The following is a 17,339-nucleotide window of genomic DNA, read 5'->3' on the forward strand; positions in this document are numbered from 1 at the left end:
GGGGCGGGTGGCTTTTTGCTTTTGCCGCTAAACAAATTGGCGACACGTCCGTGCCGCCAAGCCGGAGGCGCATGCGCGGTGATGGGCAGTGCCTGCGCTTGCGTCATGTCAAGTGCGGGGATGAGAAACGATGCCGACGACGGATCTTCACTATCTCGGGCTCATTGAGATCGGGCAGCAAATCCAGGCCAAAAAGCTCTCGCCGGTCGAGGTGACCAAGGCGATGCTCGGGCGGATCGAGCAGCTCGACGGCAAGCTCAAGAGCTACGCCTATGTGATGGGCGAGGCGGCGCTGGCCGAAGCGGCTGCAGCCGAGAAGGACATCGCGTCCGGCAGGATCAAGGGACCGCTCCACGGCGTGCCGATCGCCGTCAAGGATTTGTGTTGGGCCAAGGGCGCGCCGGCCGCGCACGGCATGACCATTCATCGGGACTTCCGGCCGAGCGAGGATGCCACGGTCGTCGCGCGGTTGAAGGATGCCGGCGCTGTCATCCTCGGCAAACTGCAGCAGACCGAGGGCGCTTATGCCGACCATCATCCGAAGATCGATCCGCCGAAGAATCCGTGGAATGCGGATTTGTGGTCGGGCGCATCGTCGAGCGGTTCCGGCGTCGCCACCGCCGCGGGGCTTTGCTTCGGTTCGCTTGGCACCGATACGGGCGGCTCGATCCGCTTTCCCTCGGCCGCCAACGGCATCACCGGGCTGAAGCCGACTTGGGGACGGGTGAGCCGTTATGGCGCGTTCGAACTCGCGGCAACGCTCGATCACATCGGGCCGATGGCGCGCAGCGCGGCCGATTGCGGCGCGATCCTCACCGTGATTGCGGGCCAGGATCCCAAGGACACCACCTCCGTGCCGCTGCCCGTGCCGAACTATCTCGCCGGCCTGTCCGGCGATCTGCGCGGCGTGACGATCGGGGTCGATCGACGCTGGACCAGCGAGGGAACCGACGAGGCTGCCGGCAAGGTGCTCAGCGAAGGGCTGCGCGTTGCCGCCGATCTGGGTGCGAAGATCAAGGACATCACCTTCCCTGATCCGAAGGCCGTGATCGAGGATTGGTTCCCGCTGTGCGGCATCGAAGTGGCGGTCGCGCACGAAGAGACCTATCCCGCACGCAAGGACGAATATGGTCCGGCGCTCGCCGGCCTGCTCGATCTCGGCCGGGCGCAATCCGGCATGAACTATCAGAAGATCGTGCTGCGGCGCGAAGCATTCCGCGGCGCGGTGCGGCTGTTGTTCGAGACGGTCGATCTGATCGCCGTCCCGGCCCAGGCGTTCGCTGCGCCGACATTGGCCAAGATGGCGGCGCTGGGTGAGGACCCGTCGCTGATTACCGGGCTGCTGCGCTTCACCTGTCCGTTCGACATGACCGGCAGCCCGACCGTGACGCTTCCCGGCGGCTTCGCGCCGAACGGCGGGCCTGTCGCCTTCCAGTTCGTCGGCCGTCACTTCGACGAAGCAAGCCTCGTTCGCGCAGGCGATGCCTTCCAGCGCGTCACCGACTGGCACAAGCGCCATCCCGCGATCTGAATTGAGGAGCCGACCGCATGACCGAAGATTGGTTGAAGAGTTCCATCATGGCCAAGCGCGCCCTTGCCAAGGGCGCGACCGGTACGACCCATAGCCTGACGATCGAGCAGCAGGGCGGCTTCCATTACGTCTATGGGCCCTATGCCAAGCCGACCATGTCGATCGACCCGGGCGGGGTGGTCGTTGTCGAAACCGAAGACGCCTTCGGCGGCGTGCTCACCAGCGAAAGCGACAGTCCCACGGCGAAACTGAACTTCCCCTACCTGAATCCGCAATGCGGGCCGATCGCGGTCAAGGGCGCCAGGAAGGGCGATTGCCTCGCCGTCTATATCCGCGACGTCGAAACCCGCGGCGCGCAGCCGGCCGGAACGACCTGCATCATTCCGGAATTCGGCGGCCTGGTCGGGACCGCATCCACGGCGCTGCTCAATCCGCCGCTGCCGGAACGCGTCAGGAAGCTGCATGTCGACCGCAACGGCGTGCGCTGGAACGACAAGATCACGCTGCCCTATGAGCCGTTCATCGGCACGATCGGCGTATCGCCTGAGATCGAGGCGATTTCCTCGCTGCAGCCCGATTATCACGGCGGCAACATGGACCTGCCCGACGTTGCACCCGGCGCGATTATCTATCTGCCGGTGCATGCCGAAGGCGGGCTGCTCTATGTCGGCGACTGCCACGCCACGCAGGGCGACGGCGAGCTCTCGGGCGTCGCGCTCGAGCAGCGCGCGACGGTGACGCTGCAGATCGATCTGATCAAGAACTGGAGCTTCGCCTGGCCGCGGCTCGAGACGCGCGACTTCATCATGACGATCGGCAGCGCACGCCCGCTCGAGGACGCTGCGCGTATCGCCTATCGCGAGCTCGTGCGCTGGATGAGTGCCGATTACGGCTTCGACGAAATCGACGCCTACATGCTGCTCAGCCAGGCCGGCCGCATGCGGCTCGGCAACATGGTCGATCCCAAATACACGATGGGAGCGTCGATCCTGAAGAATTACCTCAAGGCGTGACTTCAAACATCCTTCAACGACAGAGGACATCACGATGTATTCGGGGCGTATAGTCGGAATGGCTTTGCTTGGTGCAATGCTCGGGACCGCGGCAATAGGTGCCGCCCAGGCGGCGGAGCCGCCGCTGAAGGTCGGCTTGCTGGAGGACGTCTCCGGCGACCTCGCCTTCATGGGCATGCCGAAGCTGCACGGCTCGCAGCTGGCGGTCGAGGAGATCAACAAGAGCGGCGGCATTCTCGGCCGGCAGATCGAGTTGATTCACCTTGATCCCCAAGGTGACAATGCCCGCTATCAGGAGTTCGGCCGCCGGCTGCTCAATCGCGACAAGGTCGACGTGCTGATCGGCGGCATCACCTCTGCATCGCGCGAGGCATTGCGCCCGATCGTCGATCGCACCACCACGCCGTACTTCTATACGAACCAGTATGAAGGTGGTGTCTGCGACGCCAGCATGATCAGCATGGGCGCGGTGCCGGAGCAGCAGTTCTCGACCCTGATCCCCTGGATGGTCCAGAAATTCGGCAAGAAGGTCTATGTCATCGCAGCCGACTACAATTTCGGCCAGATCTCCGCGGAGTGGAACCGCAAGATCATGAAGGACCTCGGCGGCGAGGTCGTGGGCGAGGAATTCATCCCGCTCGGTGTGTCGCAATTCGCGCAGACGATCCAAAACATCCAGAAGGCGAAGCCGGACTGGCTGCTGACGATCAATGTCGGCGCGGCGCAGGACTCGTTCTTCGAGCAGGCGGCCGCGGCCAACCTCAACCTGCCGATGGGCTCTTCGATCAAGATCATGCTCGGCTTCGAGCACAAGCGGTTCAAGCCACCGGCGCTCAACAACATGCATGCGACCGCGAACTGGTTCGAGGAGATCGATACCCCCGAAGCCAACGACTTCAAGAAGCGCTGGCACGCAAAATTCCCCGATGAGCTTTACATCAACGACATGGGCTACAACGCCTACAACGCGCTCTACATGTACAAGGCGCTGGTCGAGAAGGCCAAGTCGACCAAGCTCGAGGACATGCGCAAGGTGATCGCAACGGGTGATGCCTGCATCGAGGCTCCCGAGGGCAAGGTCTGCATCGACCCGAAGAGCCAGCATACGTCGCACCGCATGCGCCTGATCTCGGTCGGGCCCAAGCATGAGGTGACGGTGGAGAAGGACTACGGCACGATCCAGCCTTACTGGCTTGGCGAGATCGGGTGCGACCTCACCAAGAAGAACGACAAGGACCAGTACACGCCGAGTCATCTTCCCAGCAAATCGTGATGCGCACGGGCACGAATCTTGCTCGTGTTTGCATCGCGGCTTTGAGGCGAGCCGGCGCCGCAATGATGCGGCGCCGCGATCAGGGAGACCGGAATGTCGGCTGAACTCTTCTCGGTATTTTATCAGTTCGCCGATGTCTTCGCGTTCCTGATCCTGTCGGCGGCGGGCCTGGCCATCGTGTTCGGCATGATGGGCGTCATCAACATGGCGCATGGCGAGTTCATCATGTGCGGCGCCTACGTCACCGTGGGGCTCGTGAATCTCGGCGTGCCGCTTCCGATCGCGCAGATCCTAGCCGCGCTGACCGCGGGGATCATCGGCATGATCGTCGAGTACCTCGTCGTGCGGCGCTTCTACAAGCGACCGCTCGACTCGCTGCTCGCGACCTGGGGCCTCAGTCTGATCGTGACGCAGTCGATGCTGCTGATCGTCGGGTCCGCGGTGCGCGGTATCGGTACGCCGGAAGGAAGCTTCGCGATCGGGGGCTACACGTTCTCGACCTACCGGCTGGTGCTGTTTGCCTGTGCGGTAGCGGTCCTGGCGGGCCTCTACATCATCTTCATGAAGACGCGCTTTGGCGTGATCGCGCGTGCCACGATGCAGAACGCGGCGATGGCCAAGGCGCTCGGCGCGCGCACCGGGCGGATCTATTCCATCAGCTTCGGCATCGGCACCGCCCTCGCGGGGCTCTGCGGCGCGCTCTACGCGCCGACCATGACGCTGATCCCGACCATGGGCGCGACCTTTGTGGTCGAGAGCTTCGTCACCGTGGTGATCGGCGGCGCCAATGTCCTGCTTGGAACTGCGCCGGCCGCGGTGTTCCTGGCGATGATCCGAATGGCATTGAATGCCAGCTACGGGCAGATCATCGGCCAGATCGGCATGCTGTTTGCTGTCATCCTGATCATACGTGTGCTGCCCGAGGGACTATCCAGCGTGCTGGTTCGTCGTGGGCGCTAGACGGGAATTTCTGATGTTGAAGCTGCTCGAGGGCCCGCAGACGCTCGGACGCGGGAAGATCTTCTGGTCCTGTTTCCTCGCCGTGTTGGCGGGCGCGCTGATCTATCCGCTGTTCGCCGATTCCTATGATGTCGGCAATTTCGCCTACTTCCTGATCTGGATATTCATGGCGCTCGGTCTCAGCCTGATGTGGGGATACGGCGGCATGCTGTCGTTCGGCCAGACCTTCTTCTTCGGCATCGCCGGCTACGGCTATGGCGTGCTCGCCATCAATATGGGAGGGGGAACGACCACGATCGCCGCGCTGGCTCTCTCCGTGGTCATCGCGATGATCGCGGCCGGGATCCTCGGCTACTTCATGATCTGGGGCGGCATCAGCGGGATTTTCTTCGGCATCGTGACGCTGTCGGCAACGCTGGTGCTTGCCTTCTTCCTCGGGCAGACCGCGGGACCCGAATGGCATATCGGTCCGGCCCGGCTGAACGGCTTCAACGGCATGAAGGGGATGGACCCGCTCACGGTCGGCAACTTCGACATCGAGGGCTCGGCGCTCTATTACGTCATGATCGCGCTGATCGTCATCGTCTACATCGCGCTGCGTATGCTGGTGAACTCGAGCATCGGCAACGTGATCGTGGCGACGCGGGAAAATCCGCAGCGCGCCGAGATGCTCGGCTATGACGTCCGCAAGTATCAGCTTTTGACCTTCGTGATCGGCAGCGGCCTCGCAGGGTTGAGCGGCGCGTTGTACACGTCGTGGGGGCAGTTCATCACGCCATCCAGCATCGGCCTGCCGGCGGCGGCGATGCCGATCGTGTGGGTTGCGTTCTCCGGACGCAACGATCTGACTGCGACCTTGGTCGGATCGTTCCTGCTGCTGTTCGGCTTTCAGACCATCACGGTCTACAGCCAGCAGGCGGCGTTGGTGCTGATGGGCGTGCTGCTGCTCGCCACCGTGATGCTGGCGCCGCAGGGCTTCGTGCTCGGCATCGGCAAGCTGGTCGTCAATTGGTGGACCAGGCGTCGGCGCCGCGACGAAGCCCCCGCGCTGGCCGATACCGCCCGCCTGCAATCGGATGAGACCTGAATTATGGCGCTGGTCGATGTGAAAGGTGTCTCCAAACGTTTCGGTGGATTGACCGCCGTCTCCGACGTCGACCTGACGGTCAATGCCGGCGAGGTGCACTGCCTGATCGGGCCCAACGGGGCCGGGAAGAGCACGCTGTTCAAATTGATCGTCGGGCTCTATCCGCCGACCACGGGCAGCATCTTCTTCGACTCGATCGATATCACCGCCGAGCGGCCCTACGCGCGGGTGCAGCGCGGCATGAGCATCAAGATGCAGGCGCCGAGCGTGTTCAAGGAGCTGCCGGTGCGGCAGAACATCCAGATCGCGCTGCAGGAACGCATTTCGGGCTCGGAATGCCGTGCTGAAGAGGAGCGGCTGCTCGCGTTGCTCAATCTGGCTGACGATAGCGGCAAGCTCGCCGGTGCGCTGTCGCACGGCCAGCAGCAATGGCTGGAGATCGGGATGGCGCTGGCGCTGCAGCCGCAGCTGCTGCTGCTGGACGAGCCGACCGCCGGCATGTCGCCGGAAGAGACTTTCAAGACCGGCGAGCTGATCAAGTCGTTCAATGCCAAGGGCATGACCGTCCTGGTCGTCGAGCACGACATGGCGTTCGTGCGTCAGGTCGCCCAGCGCGTTACCGTTCTGCATCTTGGCAAGATCTTCGCGCGCGGCAGCTTGGAGGCGATTTTGGAAGACGAGAAGGTCGCGGAAATCTATCTGGGTAAGACCCATGCCCACTGATCGCATTCTGGAGGTGTCGGGGCTTTGGGCGGGTTACGGCGCGACGCCGATCCTGCAGGGCGTCAGCATGTCGGTCTCGCGCGGCGAGATTGTCGGCGTGATCGGCCGCAACGGCGTCGGCAAGTCGACCCTGATGCGGTGCCTGATCGGACTGCTGCAGACCTGGCGCGGCACCATCAGCTTCATGGATCAGGATGTCACGCAGCTCGAGGCCGATGCGCGAGCGCGCGCCGGCTTCGGTTACATCCCGCAGGGCCGCGACGTCTTTCCGCAAATGAGCGTCGAGGAGAATTTGCAGGTCGGCGAGTTGATCGGCGGGCCCGAAGGCAAGAAGCTGCCCGAGTTGGTCTACGAGTATTTTCCGCGCCTGAAGGAGCGCCGGCGCCAGATCGCGGGCACCATGTCCGGCGGCGAACAGCAGCAGCTTGCGATCGGCCGCGCGCTGATCGGCAATCCGGCGCTGATGATCCTCGACGAGCCGTCCGAGGGCATCCAGCCGTCGATCGTGCAGCATATTTGCGAGGCGCTGAAATCGTTCCGGGCGGAGCTCGGGACCACGATCGTGTTCGTCGAGCAGAACCTCGACACCATCCTGGAGATCGCGCAGCGCTGCTACATCATGGAGAAGGGCAAGATCACGCGATCGCTGGCCGGTGAGGAGGTCAACGCGGACAACGTTCGCGCACAGCTGTTACTGTGATCGACCGCGCGATGCGGTGAAGATCAGTGTGTTGCATAATTGATAATAATGGAGGGAATGGACATGGATCTCGGACTCAAGGGAGCAAAGGTTCTCGTTACCGGCAGCACCAAGGGCATCGGCAGGGCGATCGCCGACACGTTCGCCGCCGAGGGCGCCAATGTCGGCATCTGTGCGCGCAACCAGGGCGACGTCGACGCTGCGGTCACAGCGCTCAAGGCCAAGGGCGTTGCGGCGTTCGGTAGTGCCGTCGACGTCTCGAACGGGCCGGCCCTGAAGGCCTGGGTCGCCGACATGGCGTCCAAGCTCGGCGGCATCGATGTCGTAGTCGCCAATGTCAGCGCACTGTCGATCGGGCAGGACGAGGAGAGCTGGGAGAAGGAATTCTCCACCGACATGATGGGGACGGTGCGCCTCGTCAACGCGGCGATGCCATATCTGGAGAAGAGCGGCGCCGCCGCGATCGTCACCATCTCGAGCGTGTCGGGACGCGAGGTCGACTTTGCCAGCGGTCCCTACGGGACGTTCAAGGCGGCGATCATCCACTACACGCAGGGCCTCGCCTACCAGCTCGCGGCCAAGGGCATCCGGGCCAATTCGGTGTCGCCGGGCAACACCTATTTCGAGGGCGGCGTCTGGAACATGATCAAGGACGGCAATCCCGAACTGTACAAGACCGCACTGGCGCTCAACCCGACCGGCCGCATGGGCACGCCGCAGGAGATGGCGAACGCTGCCGTGTTCCTGGCGAGCAAGGCGGCGAGTTTCATCACCGGGACCAACCTCGTGGTGGACGGCGCGTTGACGCGCGGCGTCCAGTTCTAGGCGGGGCGCGCCGTCAGCAACGTCGCGAGATCGCCGCCCGCGGCGGCGGTCCGGACAGGCATATTCCGACAACAGCAGGGCGTCAGATGTCAGCGGATTCATTGCACTACAAATCCATCACCGAGATCTCGGAGCTCATTCGCCGCAAGGAGGTGAAGCCCTCGGAGATCGCCGAGGCCATGCTGGGCCGGATTGCGAAGCTGGACGGACAGTTTCACGGCTATGCGCTGGTCCTTGCGGAGCGAGCGATGGCCCAGGCCAAGCAGTACGATGCGGAGATCGCCAAGGGCGTCTGGCGGGGCCCGCTGCATGGCGTTCCGATCGGGCTGAAGGACCTCTGCTACACCTCGTTTGCACCGACCGCGGGCGGCACCACGATCCACGCCAAATTCGTACCGTCCTTCAATGCCACGATCGTGGACCGGCTCGAAGTCGCCGGCGCGGTGACGCTCGGCAAGCTGAAGATGACGGAGGGAGCCTATACCAGCCACCATCCGGCCGTTCAGGCCCCGCTCAACCCGTGGAATGTGAACTACTGGGTTGGCTCCTCGTCGACCGGATCGGGCGTCGCGACCTCGGCGGGGCTCTGCTACGGCTCGATCGGCAGCGACACCGGCGGCTCGATCCGCTTTCCGTCGGCGACCTGCGGGTTGACCGGGATCAAGCCGACCTGGGGGCGGGTTAGCCGGCACGGCGTCTTCCCGCTGGCGGACTCGCTCGATCACGTCGGGCCGATGTGCCGGAGCGCTGCGGATTCCGCGGCGATGCTCGGCGTCATCGCGGGCGCTGATATCAACGACCCGACCGCCTTGCGGGCTCCGGTGCCGAGCTATCTGGCTGGAGCGGGCGATGGCATCAGGGGCCTCAGGATCGGTGTTGACCGCAGGTACACCCAGGAGGGCATCGATCGGCAGGTCGTCGCCGCGTTGGTGCAAGCCGAGCGCAAGCTCGCCGATCTCGGCGCCGACATCCGCGAGGTGCATTTCCCGCCCTACCAGAAGTTGGTCAGCCAGTGGATTGCGATGTGCTCGGTCGAGACGGCTGAGGCGCATCTGGACACCTACCCGTCGCGGAAGTCGGAATACGGACCCGACCTCGCGCAGCTGATCGAGCAGGGCCGGGCGACGAGCGGCGTCGATATTGCGGCCATCCATCATGAACGGCTGAAGTTCAGCGGCAGCCTCGCCGCGATGTTCGAAGATATCGACCTGCTGCTGATCCCGACGATGCCGGTGCCGATCCCGACGCTCACCAAGATGAGCGAATACGGCGCCGACCCCAACGTCCTCCTGAGCATTCTGCGCTTCACGGCGGTGTTCGATTTCTCGGGCAGCCCGACCATCACGCTGCCGATGGGCATGGCCTCGGACCAGATGCCGCTCAGCATGCAATTGGTCGGCCCGCATCTGTCCGAAGACGTGCTGGTCCGCGCCGGCGCCGCGTTCCAGTCGGTAACGGACTGGCATACGCGGCGGCCGCCGATCGAATAGGGGCCCTCAACCCGTCTTGTCGACATTCCAGAACAGCGGCACCGGTGCGCGGACGATGTCCTTCAGCGCCTTGCGCGTCGCGGCCGGTTGATTGTACTGCCCGGTCGGGACGTGGGTGACCACCTCGTAGGCGCGTGCCTGGATCTTGTCGGCCAGCGCCTTCTGGTCCGGCGGCGCCGCGGTGCGGGCAAAGCTGTCGCGCAGCCGCTCGAGCTCGGTGTCCTCGACCCAGCCGAAGAAGCCGCCGTTCTTGCCCTTGCCGTTGACGCAGGCGTTACCGATCGGATTGACGAGGTCGGCGCTGGCCCAGGTCGAATGGTAGAGCGACCAGCCGCCCTCGGCCGGCATCGACTGCTTGGCGCGCCGCGCCACCACCGAACCCCAATCCATCGCGAGCAGGTTGACGTTCATGCCGATCGAACGCAGCGCCTCCGCGGTGACCGTGCCGAGAGCGGTGATGATCGGGGCGTCGGTCGCGTGCAGGATCGTGATCGGCTCGCCCTTGTAGCCGCCCTGCTTGAGCAGCTCCCTGGCTTTCGCGGTGTCCGCCTTGGTCGACCATCCGACCGCGCTTTCGAACGGCGTTCCGGCGACGAAGATCGCCGGCGTGATCTTGTAGTAATCGGGATTGCCGATCTGGGTGTCGAGCCAGTCCTTCTGGTTCACCGCGTGCAGCACGGCCTGGCGGATCTCCGGCCGGTCGAACGGCGGCACCAGCCAGTTCATCCGGCACATGCCGGAGAAGCCCAACGTGTTGTAATCGGTCAGCTCGACATTGGAGGCGCGCGCGAGCATCGGATGGTGGTCGTGCGGCGGCACCTCGAAATAGTCGATCTCGTCGTTCATCAGCGCGTTGGTCGCGATCTGGAAATCCGGCACGCTGATCCATTCGTAGCGGCCGATCTTGACCACCTTGCCGCCGCCGGTGCCGTCGGACGGCTCGTCGCGGGAAACGTAGTCCGGGTTCTTCTCATAAGCGGCCTTGACGCCGGGCTGGAATTCCGCCGTCACGAAGCGGAATGGTCCGGAGCCGAGGTGATCTGATATGGCCTGGTCCGCGGGCGTCGCGGCGATCCGCGCCGGCACGATGAAGGGCACATTGGCGGTCGGCTTGCCGAGCGCCGCCAGCACGAAGCCGCACGGCTCCTTCAGCACCATGCGGAAGGTGCGCTCGTCGATCGCCTTCAGCTCGGCGACGAATTCGAACAGTTTCTGGCCCATCGTGTCGCGCCTCGCCCAGCGCTGCAGCGAGGGGATCACGTCGGCCGATGTCACCGCGCTGCCGTCATGGAATTTGAGGCCGGGCCGCAGGCGGAAGGTGTAGGTCAGGCCGTCGGAGGAGACCTCCCAGGCCTCGACCATCTGCGGCTTGATCTCGAATTTCGAATTGGTCGAGAACAGCGTGTCGTAGATCATGTAGCCGTGGTTGCGCGCGGTCCACGCCGTCGTCATGATCGGGTCGGTGGCGCGCAGCGGCGCGTGCATGACGGCCGTGATCGTCTTCGAACTGGCCCGCGCGATGCGCGGCATCGCAATGCCGAGGCTTGCTCCCGCACCGATCTGCAACAGACGGCGGCGGTTGATCGATGGTCCCATGATGTCCCCCTGTCGCAACCGGTCAGGCCTTGCCGGCAAGCCTGGCCGCGATCGCGCGATAGCCGCGCATCCACATGTGATCGAGATCCAGATCCATCGGCAGCGGCTGCGAGGAGACGCGCGCGATCACGGTCTCGTTGGTCGGATCGATGTAGATCCACTGGCCATGGATGCCGACCGCGGCAAACGGCGTTTCGCGTCGATCGAGCGTGTACCACTTGTTGCGGTAATTGCCGTTTGGAAACACTTTCGTCAGGTCGCCGCGCGACCAGGCCTCGGCATTGCCGTTCTGCCTGATGTCGTCGATCCACCAGCCGGGGACGACCTGTCGTCCGTTGCTGATGCCGTGATTGCGCATCATCTCGCCGAAGCGGGCGAGATCGCGCAGTGTCGCGCAGATGCCGCCGGCGACGCGGCCTGCGCCGCGTGAATCGACGGTGATGTAGGCGTCGTGCTCGGCGCCCATCGGCTGCCACAGATAGTGCGAGAGGATCTTTGCGTAGGACAGGCCGCAGGCGCGCTCATAGACCCAGCCGAGCACATCGGTGTTGGTCGAGACGTAGTGGAAGGTCTCTCCATGCGGTGCGCCGTTCGGCCGCAGCGTGCGCAGATAGTCGCGCAGATTGCTCGGCGGAATCGCCGGATCGGGCAGCTCCCAGCCGGTTGAGCGCCGGTAGTTCATGACGTCGCCGTCGCGCGCCATATAATCCTCGTCGAAGCGGATGCCGACGCTCATGTCGAGCAGATGCCGCACCGTGCAGCTGCCGCCATAGACCGATCCTTCCATCTCTGGGATGTAGCGCGTCACCGGCGCGTCGGGCTCGAGCTTGCCGTGATCGGCAAGGATGCCGCCGAGCGTTCCGGCGACCGACTTGCTGACGGAGAAGATCAGGTGCGGGGTATCGGGCGTGAGGCCATGGGCATACCATTCGAACGCGACTTGTCCCCGATGCGACACCACGATGCCGTCGGTGTGGCTGGCGCGCAGCGCCTCGCCGACGCCGACTGTCTCGCTGCGCGGGTTGAAGAAACTGACGTCGTCGAGATAGCGCGGCGCAAAGGACAGCGGCGCCGGCGCTGCGGCGCGCGCGATGTTCGCGGTGGGCAGCAATTCGCCGACATTGCGGAATGCCCACTCGTTGAAGGGATGTTGGCGCCAGTTGGCGAGCGTGACCTGTTCGTCGGCCGCCGACGGGAAGGCGGCCATGATGCGACGCGAATTCATTTTTGATCCAGCAATGACATCGGATGATGTGCGAAAGTTCCGCATGGCTCGCGTCGCTCGCAATCAACCGGATGGTGGAGGGGGCCGTTGGGTTACTTCGGCGTAACCGTTTCCCCGGATGTGCGCTTCGTGCGTTTGGCCCGCAATTTGCTTGACTATGGCTTGCGCGTGCCCCAGCGTGACGGCTACGCGACGCGCAGACGTTCGCCATCGGGAAACATCGGGAGGTAGGTCATGATCGCGCTTCTGGGCCGACCGGATCCGGCAACCACGCAGGCCGTTCAATTCGCGCGCGGCATTCTCGAGGGGTCGGCGACCGCGTTCTACGAGGTCGACGGCAATTTGACCCTCAACCGCTTCGTGCTCTCTAGCAACGTGCCGCCGAGTTTCCACGACCAGTATCTTGCCGGCATGAACCGACTCGATCCGTTGCATCCGCGCTCCGCGAGCAACCGGCCGATTGCGCGGCTGAGCACAGCGCTCGACCAATGCGCGACCCAGGAGGCGGCGACCTACCGCGCCTTCGCCGGCCAATGCGGCGTCGCCGACATGATCGAGTTCTTCTTCCGCCGCAACGACCGCATCGTCGCCGGGATGAGCGTGCTGTGGGCGCCGGGCTGGGCGATCCCCGACGGCAGCATGCACATTGCGGAGAAGATCCACGACTATCTCGAGTTCAACCTCACCAGCCGCCTGTCGTCGAATGCCGACGAGCCGGCGCGCTTTGGCCTGACCTCGCGCGAGATGGAAGTCGTCGAGCTGTTGTGCTGCGGCCGAACCAACCGCGAGATCGGCGAGTGCCTGAATATCGGGCTCGCGACGGTGAAGACGCATCTGATCCATATCTTCGAAAAGCTCGGCGTCGAGACCCGCTCCGCCGTCGTGGCGATGATGTCGCGGCCGCATTGAGGCGCGGGCTGTCGATTAGAGTCCGCGGCTCTTCCAGCACGTCGTCCCTGCGAAAGCAGGGACCCATACGCCGCGGCGGATGTTGTAAACGGGACTCGTCGTTCGGGCATCGCTCAATAATGACTGCCTGTAGTTATGGATCCCTGCTTTCGCAGGGACGACGGTGAGGAAGGTTCTGGCGCGAGACGGCGCACCGCTATTGCGTACCCTTCTTCGGTGTCATCACCCGCGCATAGGGTGATCGAGCTTCGCTTCGGATAAAGCGAAATATCTTTCGCGCGAAGGATTGGACAGGATTTGCTGAGTTGCCCATCGGGTTAATTTTGTCGCATCCGGAATTGGGCGGGACCGTCGCTCCGTGGGCCGAAGCGGCGATCCCTGATCGCGCGAGGTGCATGGTCGGGTGTGGGCAAATGTCGGCCAATCCGCACGACTAGGGACATCATAAATCGACAAGCGCACGCGGCAATTGCCATTCTGGACTAGCCCCGAGTAACAGATTCAGCGGCAAGCAGGCTCCACAGCGCAGAAGTAGTAGCGCGGCGCAGCAATCGCGGTTCCTGGTAGATGAGAGTCCGAAGAGAGGCATAACGTCATGGGTGGAGACTGGCCGCTACGGCCTCCGAAGCCGCGGTCCAGCCCCGGCTCACCCCCTGAGCTGGGGCGCGCCGGAGCGCACGAAGCGCAGGAGGGGCAGGCCGATCAGAGGCGCGAGCTGAGTCTCGTCGTCGTGGCCCTCGACGCTGCCTTTGACTTTGCGCGCGTCGTTACGCCACGCCTGGAAGATGCTGCAATTCGGGTATGTCGCTTGCCGGCCAGCTTTGTGTGCCTTGATACCGTGCGATGAGCAGCATATTCCCGACCATCGACCGGTGCGAGATGCGCTGGGTCTCCATTCAAGTAGGGACGTCCAACTCCGAACTGCTTTTCGTGCTCGTCGATCCATTTCCATAATCGCTTGGTCTCGGTTGCACGCTCCTCCTTGCTCCCGCCATTCATGCTGACGACGTCTGCAGCGAGCCCGTGACCATAGCCACCACGCGAGCTGCCGCCGTGATAAGACTTGTCATTTGCGGCCTTCAGCCCGCTTGCAATCGATTGGCGGTAGTCATCGCGGAATCCGCTCGTGATCCCGGGTGCCAGTCCGGCCTGCTCCGCTGCATGGAGCATATAGAACAGCTTTTGCTTGAAGGCTCGATCCATCCCTCCGATCACGTAATCCATCAGAGGCATCCCGGCTTTATCCGCGGCTTTGGGGTCCTTCCATCCGAAGTCATTTTCGACCCGCTTCGGGATGCTGCGCGTGACGGTGATCAGTTTGCGCTTCCGTTTGATGATCACGTCCTTTTTTTCGTACACGACGATCCAGTCGGTCTTCGGCGCTCGCGTGTAGAGCGCGCCAAGGAACCGGTCGATGCATGCCTCTGCAACAAAGCATTCATCCAGGACCAGAACTGTATCAATATTGTCCGGGGCGACCTTGAGCGGGTCGAGAATGTTGGCCGTGGATACCTGCTCAGCTTGCTTCTCGCTGGGCGTCGTCGGCAGAGCGTCGGGCGACGCTCGGTCCGAATCTGGCAATACACTCCCGTTGGCATCGGATTGAGCCGACGGTTCGGATGCCGTCACCTGTCGGCTCGACTCCTCGTTGGGCGACGCCGCACGCACGTCGTGAACGACGGCGCAGCATGACAGTGAGACCAGCGACGAGGCAATGCGTAACCAACCAGCCCCGCAACCGAACCGACTTCGCCTGGCGCCATGAAACTCTTTGAGAGATGACATCGGCATTGGCAATCGACATGAGCTAAATTGATCATGGCAGCGTGCCATCGCGCTCCGGGCTTGGCAACCAGTTACCCACCACAGAATTGCCGCCGAGCACGCAACTATTCAGATAGGCCGAAAGAATTCCTCACGTGCAGGTTTGACAGGTTTTGCCGGGTTGCCCGCCGGATCAATCCGCCGCGTCCGAGAAGCGTCGGGCGGGACAACCCTCGTCCGTGGTTACCGATCCACCGTTAGGTGGATTGCTGCCTGCCCGGTGGCCAAACGAGAGTCCTCCGCGAGGACCGGTGTCGTTTTCGACAATGTTGGCGAGCGGCGGCCGCTCACAGCATTGAAGGAAACGACATGCGCGATTTCATGGCCATCGGCCGTTCGGTGGCGGTTGCGGAGCGTGGCATGGCCGCGACCTCGCACCCGCAGGCGACGCTGGCCGCGGTCGAGATGCTGAAGGCCGGCGGCAACGCCGTCGATGCCGCGGTGGCGGCGGTCGCTGTGCAGGGCGTGGTCGAGCCGCAGATGACCGGGATCGGCGGCGACTGCTTCGCGCTGTATTCACCTGACGCCGGCGAGCCGATTGCGCTGAACGGCTCGGGCCGCACGCCGGCTGCAACCGATGCCGAGAAATTTGCCGCAAGTAGCGCGCGCGACATTCCGCCGACCGCGCCCGAGGCCGTCACCGTGCCCGGCGCGGTCGATGCGTGGTGCCGGCTGATCGCCGATCACGGCAGCAGGTCGCTGGAGGAGATCTTCCGGCCGGCGATCGCGGCTGCCGAGTGGGGCTTTTGCGTGACGCCGCGCGTCGCGGAGGACTGGCGCCGCTTCCGGGCTCGGATCGAGATCGACGGCAATGCGGCGGCGCAGTTCCTGCCTGGTGGCAAGGCGCCTGAGGTCGGCGACATCCGTACGCAACCCGCGCTCGGCCGCACCCTTCGTCGGATCGCGCAGCGCGGGCGCGACGCTTTCTACGCGGGCGAGGCCGCCGACGAGATGGTGGCCATCTTGCGCGCCCTGGGCGGCGCCCACAGCAGCGACGATTTCGCCGCCCAGACCTCCGACTATGTGCGCCCGATCTCGGCGCTCTACCACGACCACGACGTGATCGAGTGTCCGCCGAACGGGCAGGGCCTGCCCGCGCTGATGATCCTGCGGACGCTTGCCGGCTTCGATGTCGGCAAGCTCGGAGAGGCCGATCGCATCCATCTGCTGGCCGAAGCCACCAAAGCGGCCTACCGCGCGCGCGATGCCTTCTTTTGCGATCCCGCCACCAGCAAGGTCGATCCGGCCGCATTCCTTGCCGAGGACTATATAGGGAGAATCCGCGACAAGATCGACATGGGCCGCGCGTCCGCGCCCGTGACCTGGGACGATATCGAGCATCGCGACACCGTCTATGTCACGGTGGTCGATCGCGATCTCAACGCCGTCTCGCTGATCAACTCGCTGTTCTATCCGTTCGGCAGCGGCATCTACGCGCCGAAATCGGGCATCCTACTGCACAACCGCGGCTGGAGCTTTCGCGCCAAACCAGGACATCCCAATTCGCTCGGGCCGCGCAAGCGGCCGATGCATACGATCATTCCGGGCCTGCTGCGCAAGGACGGCAAGACCGTGATGTCGTTCGGCGTGATGGGCGGGCACTACCAGGCCGCGGGCCACGCCAATCTGCTGTCGAACATCTTCGACATGAAGATGGACATCCAGGCCGCGGCCGAGGCGCCGCGCTCCTTTGCCTTCGACGGCGCGCTGTCGCTGGAGACGACGATATCATCTGAAGTCCGTGACGACCTTCGCGCCCGCGGCCACGATGCGCGGTTTTCGGAAGAGCCGATAGGCGGCTGCCAGGCGATCCGCATCGACCATGCGAGGGGCGTTCTGTTCGGGGCCTCCGACCACCGCAAGGACGGCCTCGCGCTGGGCTTCTGAAGTGATACGGGATTGCGTCGAAGAGCGACCGCGAGGGCGGTGCCGCCCCTCGCTCTCCCGCTTGCGGGGAGGGCCGGGGTGGGGGCTCTCTCCGCGAGTCACATTGCGGAGAGAGTCCCCACCCGCCGCGCTGCGCGCGCCGACTTCCCCCGCAAGCGGGAGAGGTGAAGCGGAGCCTGCTGCTCAATTCGAAAAAAGTGATGTCGCTCTATGCCGTGCCGCCGCCCGTATCGCCGCAGGCGGCGGAGCATCCACCGGACGGTGGATTGTTCCAAATGCCGACATGCCGAACGTTT

Annotated in this window: 14 protein-coding genes; 11 read left to right on the forward strand and 3 right to left on the reverse strand. The window is 64.1% G+C overall.

All coding sequences use genetic code 11. The features are described 5' to 3' along the window. The first annotated feature begins 130 nt into the window (after positions 1-130). The 9 genes from QA639_RS17165 (at position 131) to QA639_RS17205 (ending at position 9,602) form a co-directional block, all read left to right on the forward strand. Positions 131-1,531, forward strand: a complete 1,401-nt coding sequence (locus QA639_RS17165; RefSeq protein WP_283090289.1) for an amidase — start codon at positions 131-133, stop codon at positions 1,529-1,531. Positions 1,532-1,548: 17 nt separating this feature from the next. Then, positions 1,549-2,544 carry an acetamidase/formamidase family protein gene (locus QA639_RS17170; RefSeq protein WP_283090290.1) on the forward strand — a complete coding sequence of 332 codons (996 nt, stop codon included), beginning with the start codon at positions 1,549-1,551 and terminating at the stop codon, positions 2,542-2,544. A gap of 58 nt (positions 2,545-2,602) precedes the next feature. Then, positions 2,603-3,817, forward strand: a complete 1,215-nt coding sequence (locus QA639_RS17175; protein ID WP_141339913.1) for an urea ABC transporter substrate-binding protein — start codon at positions 2,603-2,605, stop codon at positions 3,815-3,817. Positions 3,818-3,910: 93 nt separating this feature from the next. Continuing rightward, positions 3,911-4,777: an ABC transporter permease subunit gene (locus QA639_RS17180; protein WP_016845722.1), complete on the forward strand. Its 867-nt coding sequence runs from the start codon at positions 3,911-3,913 to the stop codon at positions 4,775-4,777. 13 nt (positions 4,778-4,790) lie between these two features. Then, complete coding sequence (locus QA639_RS17185) at positions 4,791-5,864, forward strand: branched-chain amino acid ABC transporter permease (RefSeq protein WP_283090291.1); 1,074 nt, start codon at positions 4,791-4,793, stop codon at positions 5,862-5,864. 3 nt (positions 5,865-5,867) lie between these two features. Then, entirely contained in the window at positions 5,868-6,587 is a 720-nt protein-coding gene (locus QA639_RS17190; protein ID WP_283090292.1) for an ABC transporter ATP-binding protein, read from the forward strand. Beyond that, entirely contained in the window at positions 6,577-7,287 is a 711-nt protein-coding gene (locus QA639_RS17195) for an ABC transporter ATP-binding protein (RefSeq protein WP_050386935.1), read from the forward strand. The genes QA639_RS17190 and QA639_RS17195 overlap by 11 nt, the downstream gene beginning before the upstream one ends. Positions 7,288-7,350: 63 nt before the next feature. After that, a complete protein-coding gene (locus tag QA639_RS17200) occupies positions 7,351-8,112 on the forward strand; it encodes an SDR family NAD(P)-dependent oxidoreductase (RefSeq protein ID WP_038376099.1) in 762 nt (253 codons plus the stop codon). 86 nt (positions 8,113-8,198) lie between these two features. After that, positions 8,199-9,602 carry an amidase gene (locus QA639_RS17205; RefSeq protein WP_283090293.1) on the forward strand — a complete coding sequence of 468 codons (1,404 nt, stop codon included), beginning with the start codon at positions 8,199-8,201 and terminating at the stop codon, positions 9,600-9,602. A gap of 6 nt (positions 9,603-9,608) precedes the next feature. Here QA639_RS17205 and QA639_RS17210 read toward each other — a convergent pair whose 3' ends face one another. Beyond that, a complete protein-coding gene (locus tag QA639_RS17210) occupies positions 9,609-11,198 on the reverse strand; it encodes an ABC transporter substrate-binding protein (protein ID WP_283090294.1) in 1,590 nt (529 codons plus the stop codon). 22 nt (positions 11,199-11,220) lie between these two features. After that, positions 11,221-12,423 (reverse strand): serine hydrolase domain-containing protein, encoded by a 1,203-nt coding sequence (locus tag QA639_RS17215; protein WP_283090295.1) that lies wholly within the window; start codon positions 12,421-12,423, stop codon positions 11,221-11,223. Between the two features lie 234 nt (positions 12,424-12,657). Here QA639_RS17215 and QA639_RS17220 point away from each other — a divergent pair, with 234 nt between their 5' ends. Further along, a complete protein-coding gene (locus tag QA639_RS17220; RefSeq protein WP_028331402.1) occupies positions 12,658-13,332 on the forward strand; it encodes a helix-turn-helix transcriptional regulator in 675 nt (224 codons plus the stop codon). A gap of 702 nt (positions 13,333-14,034) precedes the next feature. Here QA639_RS17220 and QA639_RS17225 read toward each other — a convergent pair. Then, positions 14,035-14,961: a D-alanyl-D-alanine carboxypeptidase family protein gene (locus QA639_RS17225; RefSeq protein WP_283090296.1), complete on the reverse strand. Its 927-nt coding sequence runs from the start codon at positions 14,959-14,961 to the stop codon at positions 14,035-14,037. Between the two features lie 504 nt (positions 14,962-15,465). Between QA639_RS17225 and QA639_RS17230 the strand changes: the two genes are divergently transcribed. Then, positions 15,466-17,043, forward strand: a complete 1,578-nt coding sequence (locus QA639_RS17230) for a gamma-glutamyltransferase family protein (RefSeq protein ID WP_283090297.1) — start codon at positions 15,466-15,468, stop codon at positions 17,041-17,043. Positions 17,044-17,339: the final 296 nt, after the last annotated feature.

The sequence above is a fragment of the Bradyrhizobium pachyrhizi genome, assembly GCF_029714545.1.
GTDB classification, from domain to species: domain Bacteria; phylum Pseudomonadota; class Alphaproteobacteria; order Rhizobiales; family Xanthobacteraceae; genus Bradyrhizobium; species Bradyrhizobium pachyrhizi.

Coding starts and splice junctions, on each gene's coding strand:
- QA639_RS17165 (WP_283090289.1), top strand. CDS start 131: ATGCCGACGACGGATCTTCACTATCTCGGGCTCATTGAGATCGGGCAG.
- QA639_RS17170 (WP_283090290.1), top strand. CDS start 1,549: ATGACCGAAGATTGGTTGAAGAGTTCCATCATGGCCAAGCGCGCCCTT.
- QA639_RS17175 (WP_141339913.1), top strand. CDS start 2,603: ATGGCTTTGCTTGGTGCAATGCTCGGGACCGCGGCAATAGGTGCCGCC.
- QA639_RS17180 (WP_016845722.1), top strand. CDS start 3,911: ATGTCGGCTGAACTCTTCTCGGTATTTTATCAGTTCGCCGATGTCTTC.
- QA639_RS17185 (WP_283090291.1), top strand. CDS start 4,791: ATGTTGAAGCTGCTCGAGGGCCCGCAGACGCTCGGACGCGGGAAGATC.
- QA639_RS17190 (WP_283090292.1), top strand. CDS start 5,868: ATGGCGCTGGTCGATGTGAAAGGTGTCTCCAAACGTTTCGGTGGATTG.
- QA639_RS17195 (WP_050386935.1), top strand. CDS start 6,577: ATGCCCACTGATCGCATTCTGGAGGTGTCGGGGCTTTGGGCGGGTTAC.
- QA639_RS17200 (WP_038376099.1), top strand. CDS start 7,351: ATGGATCTCGGACTCAAGGGAGCAAAGGTTCTCGTTACCGGCAGCACC.
- QA639_RS17205 (WP_283090293.1), top strand. CDS start 8,199: ATGTCAGCGGATTCATTGCACTACAAATCCATCACCGAGATCTCGGAG.
- QA639_RS17210 (WP_283090294.1), bottom strand. CDS start 11,198: ATGGGACCATCGATCAACCGCCGCCGTCTGTTGCAGATCGGTGCGGGA.
- QA639_RS17215 (WP_283090295.1), bottom strand. CDS start 12,423: ATGAATTCGCGTCGCATCATGGCCGCCTTCCCGTCGGCGGCCGACGAA.
- QA639_RS17220 (WP_028331402.1), top strand. CDS start 12,658: ATGATCGCGCTTCTGGGCCGACCGGATCCGGCAACCACGCAGGCCGTT.
- QA639_RS17230 (WP_283090297.1), top strand. CDS start 15,466: ATGCGCGATTTCATGGCCATCGGCCGTTCGGTGGCGGTTGCGGAGCGT.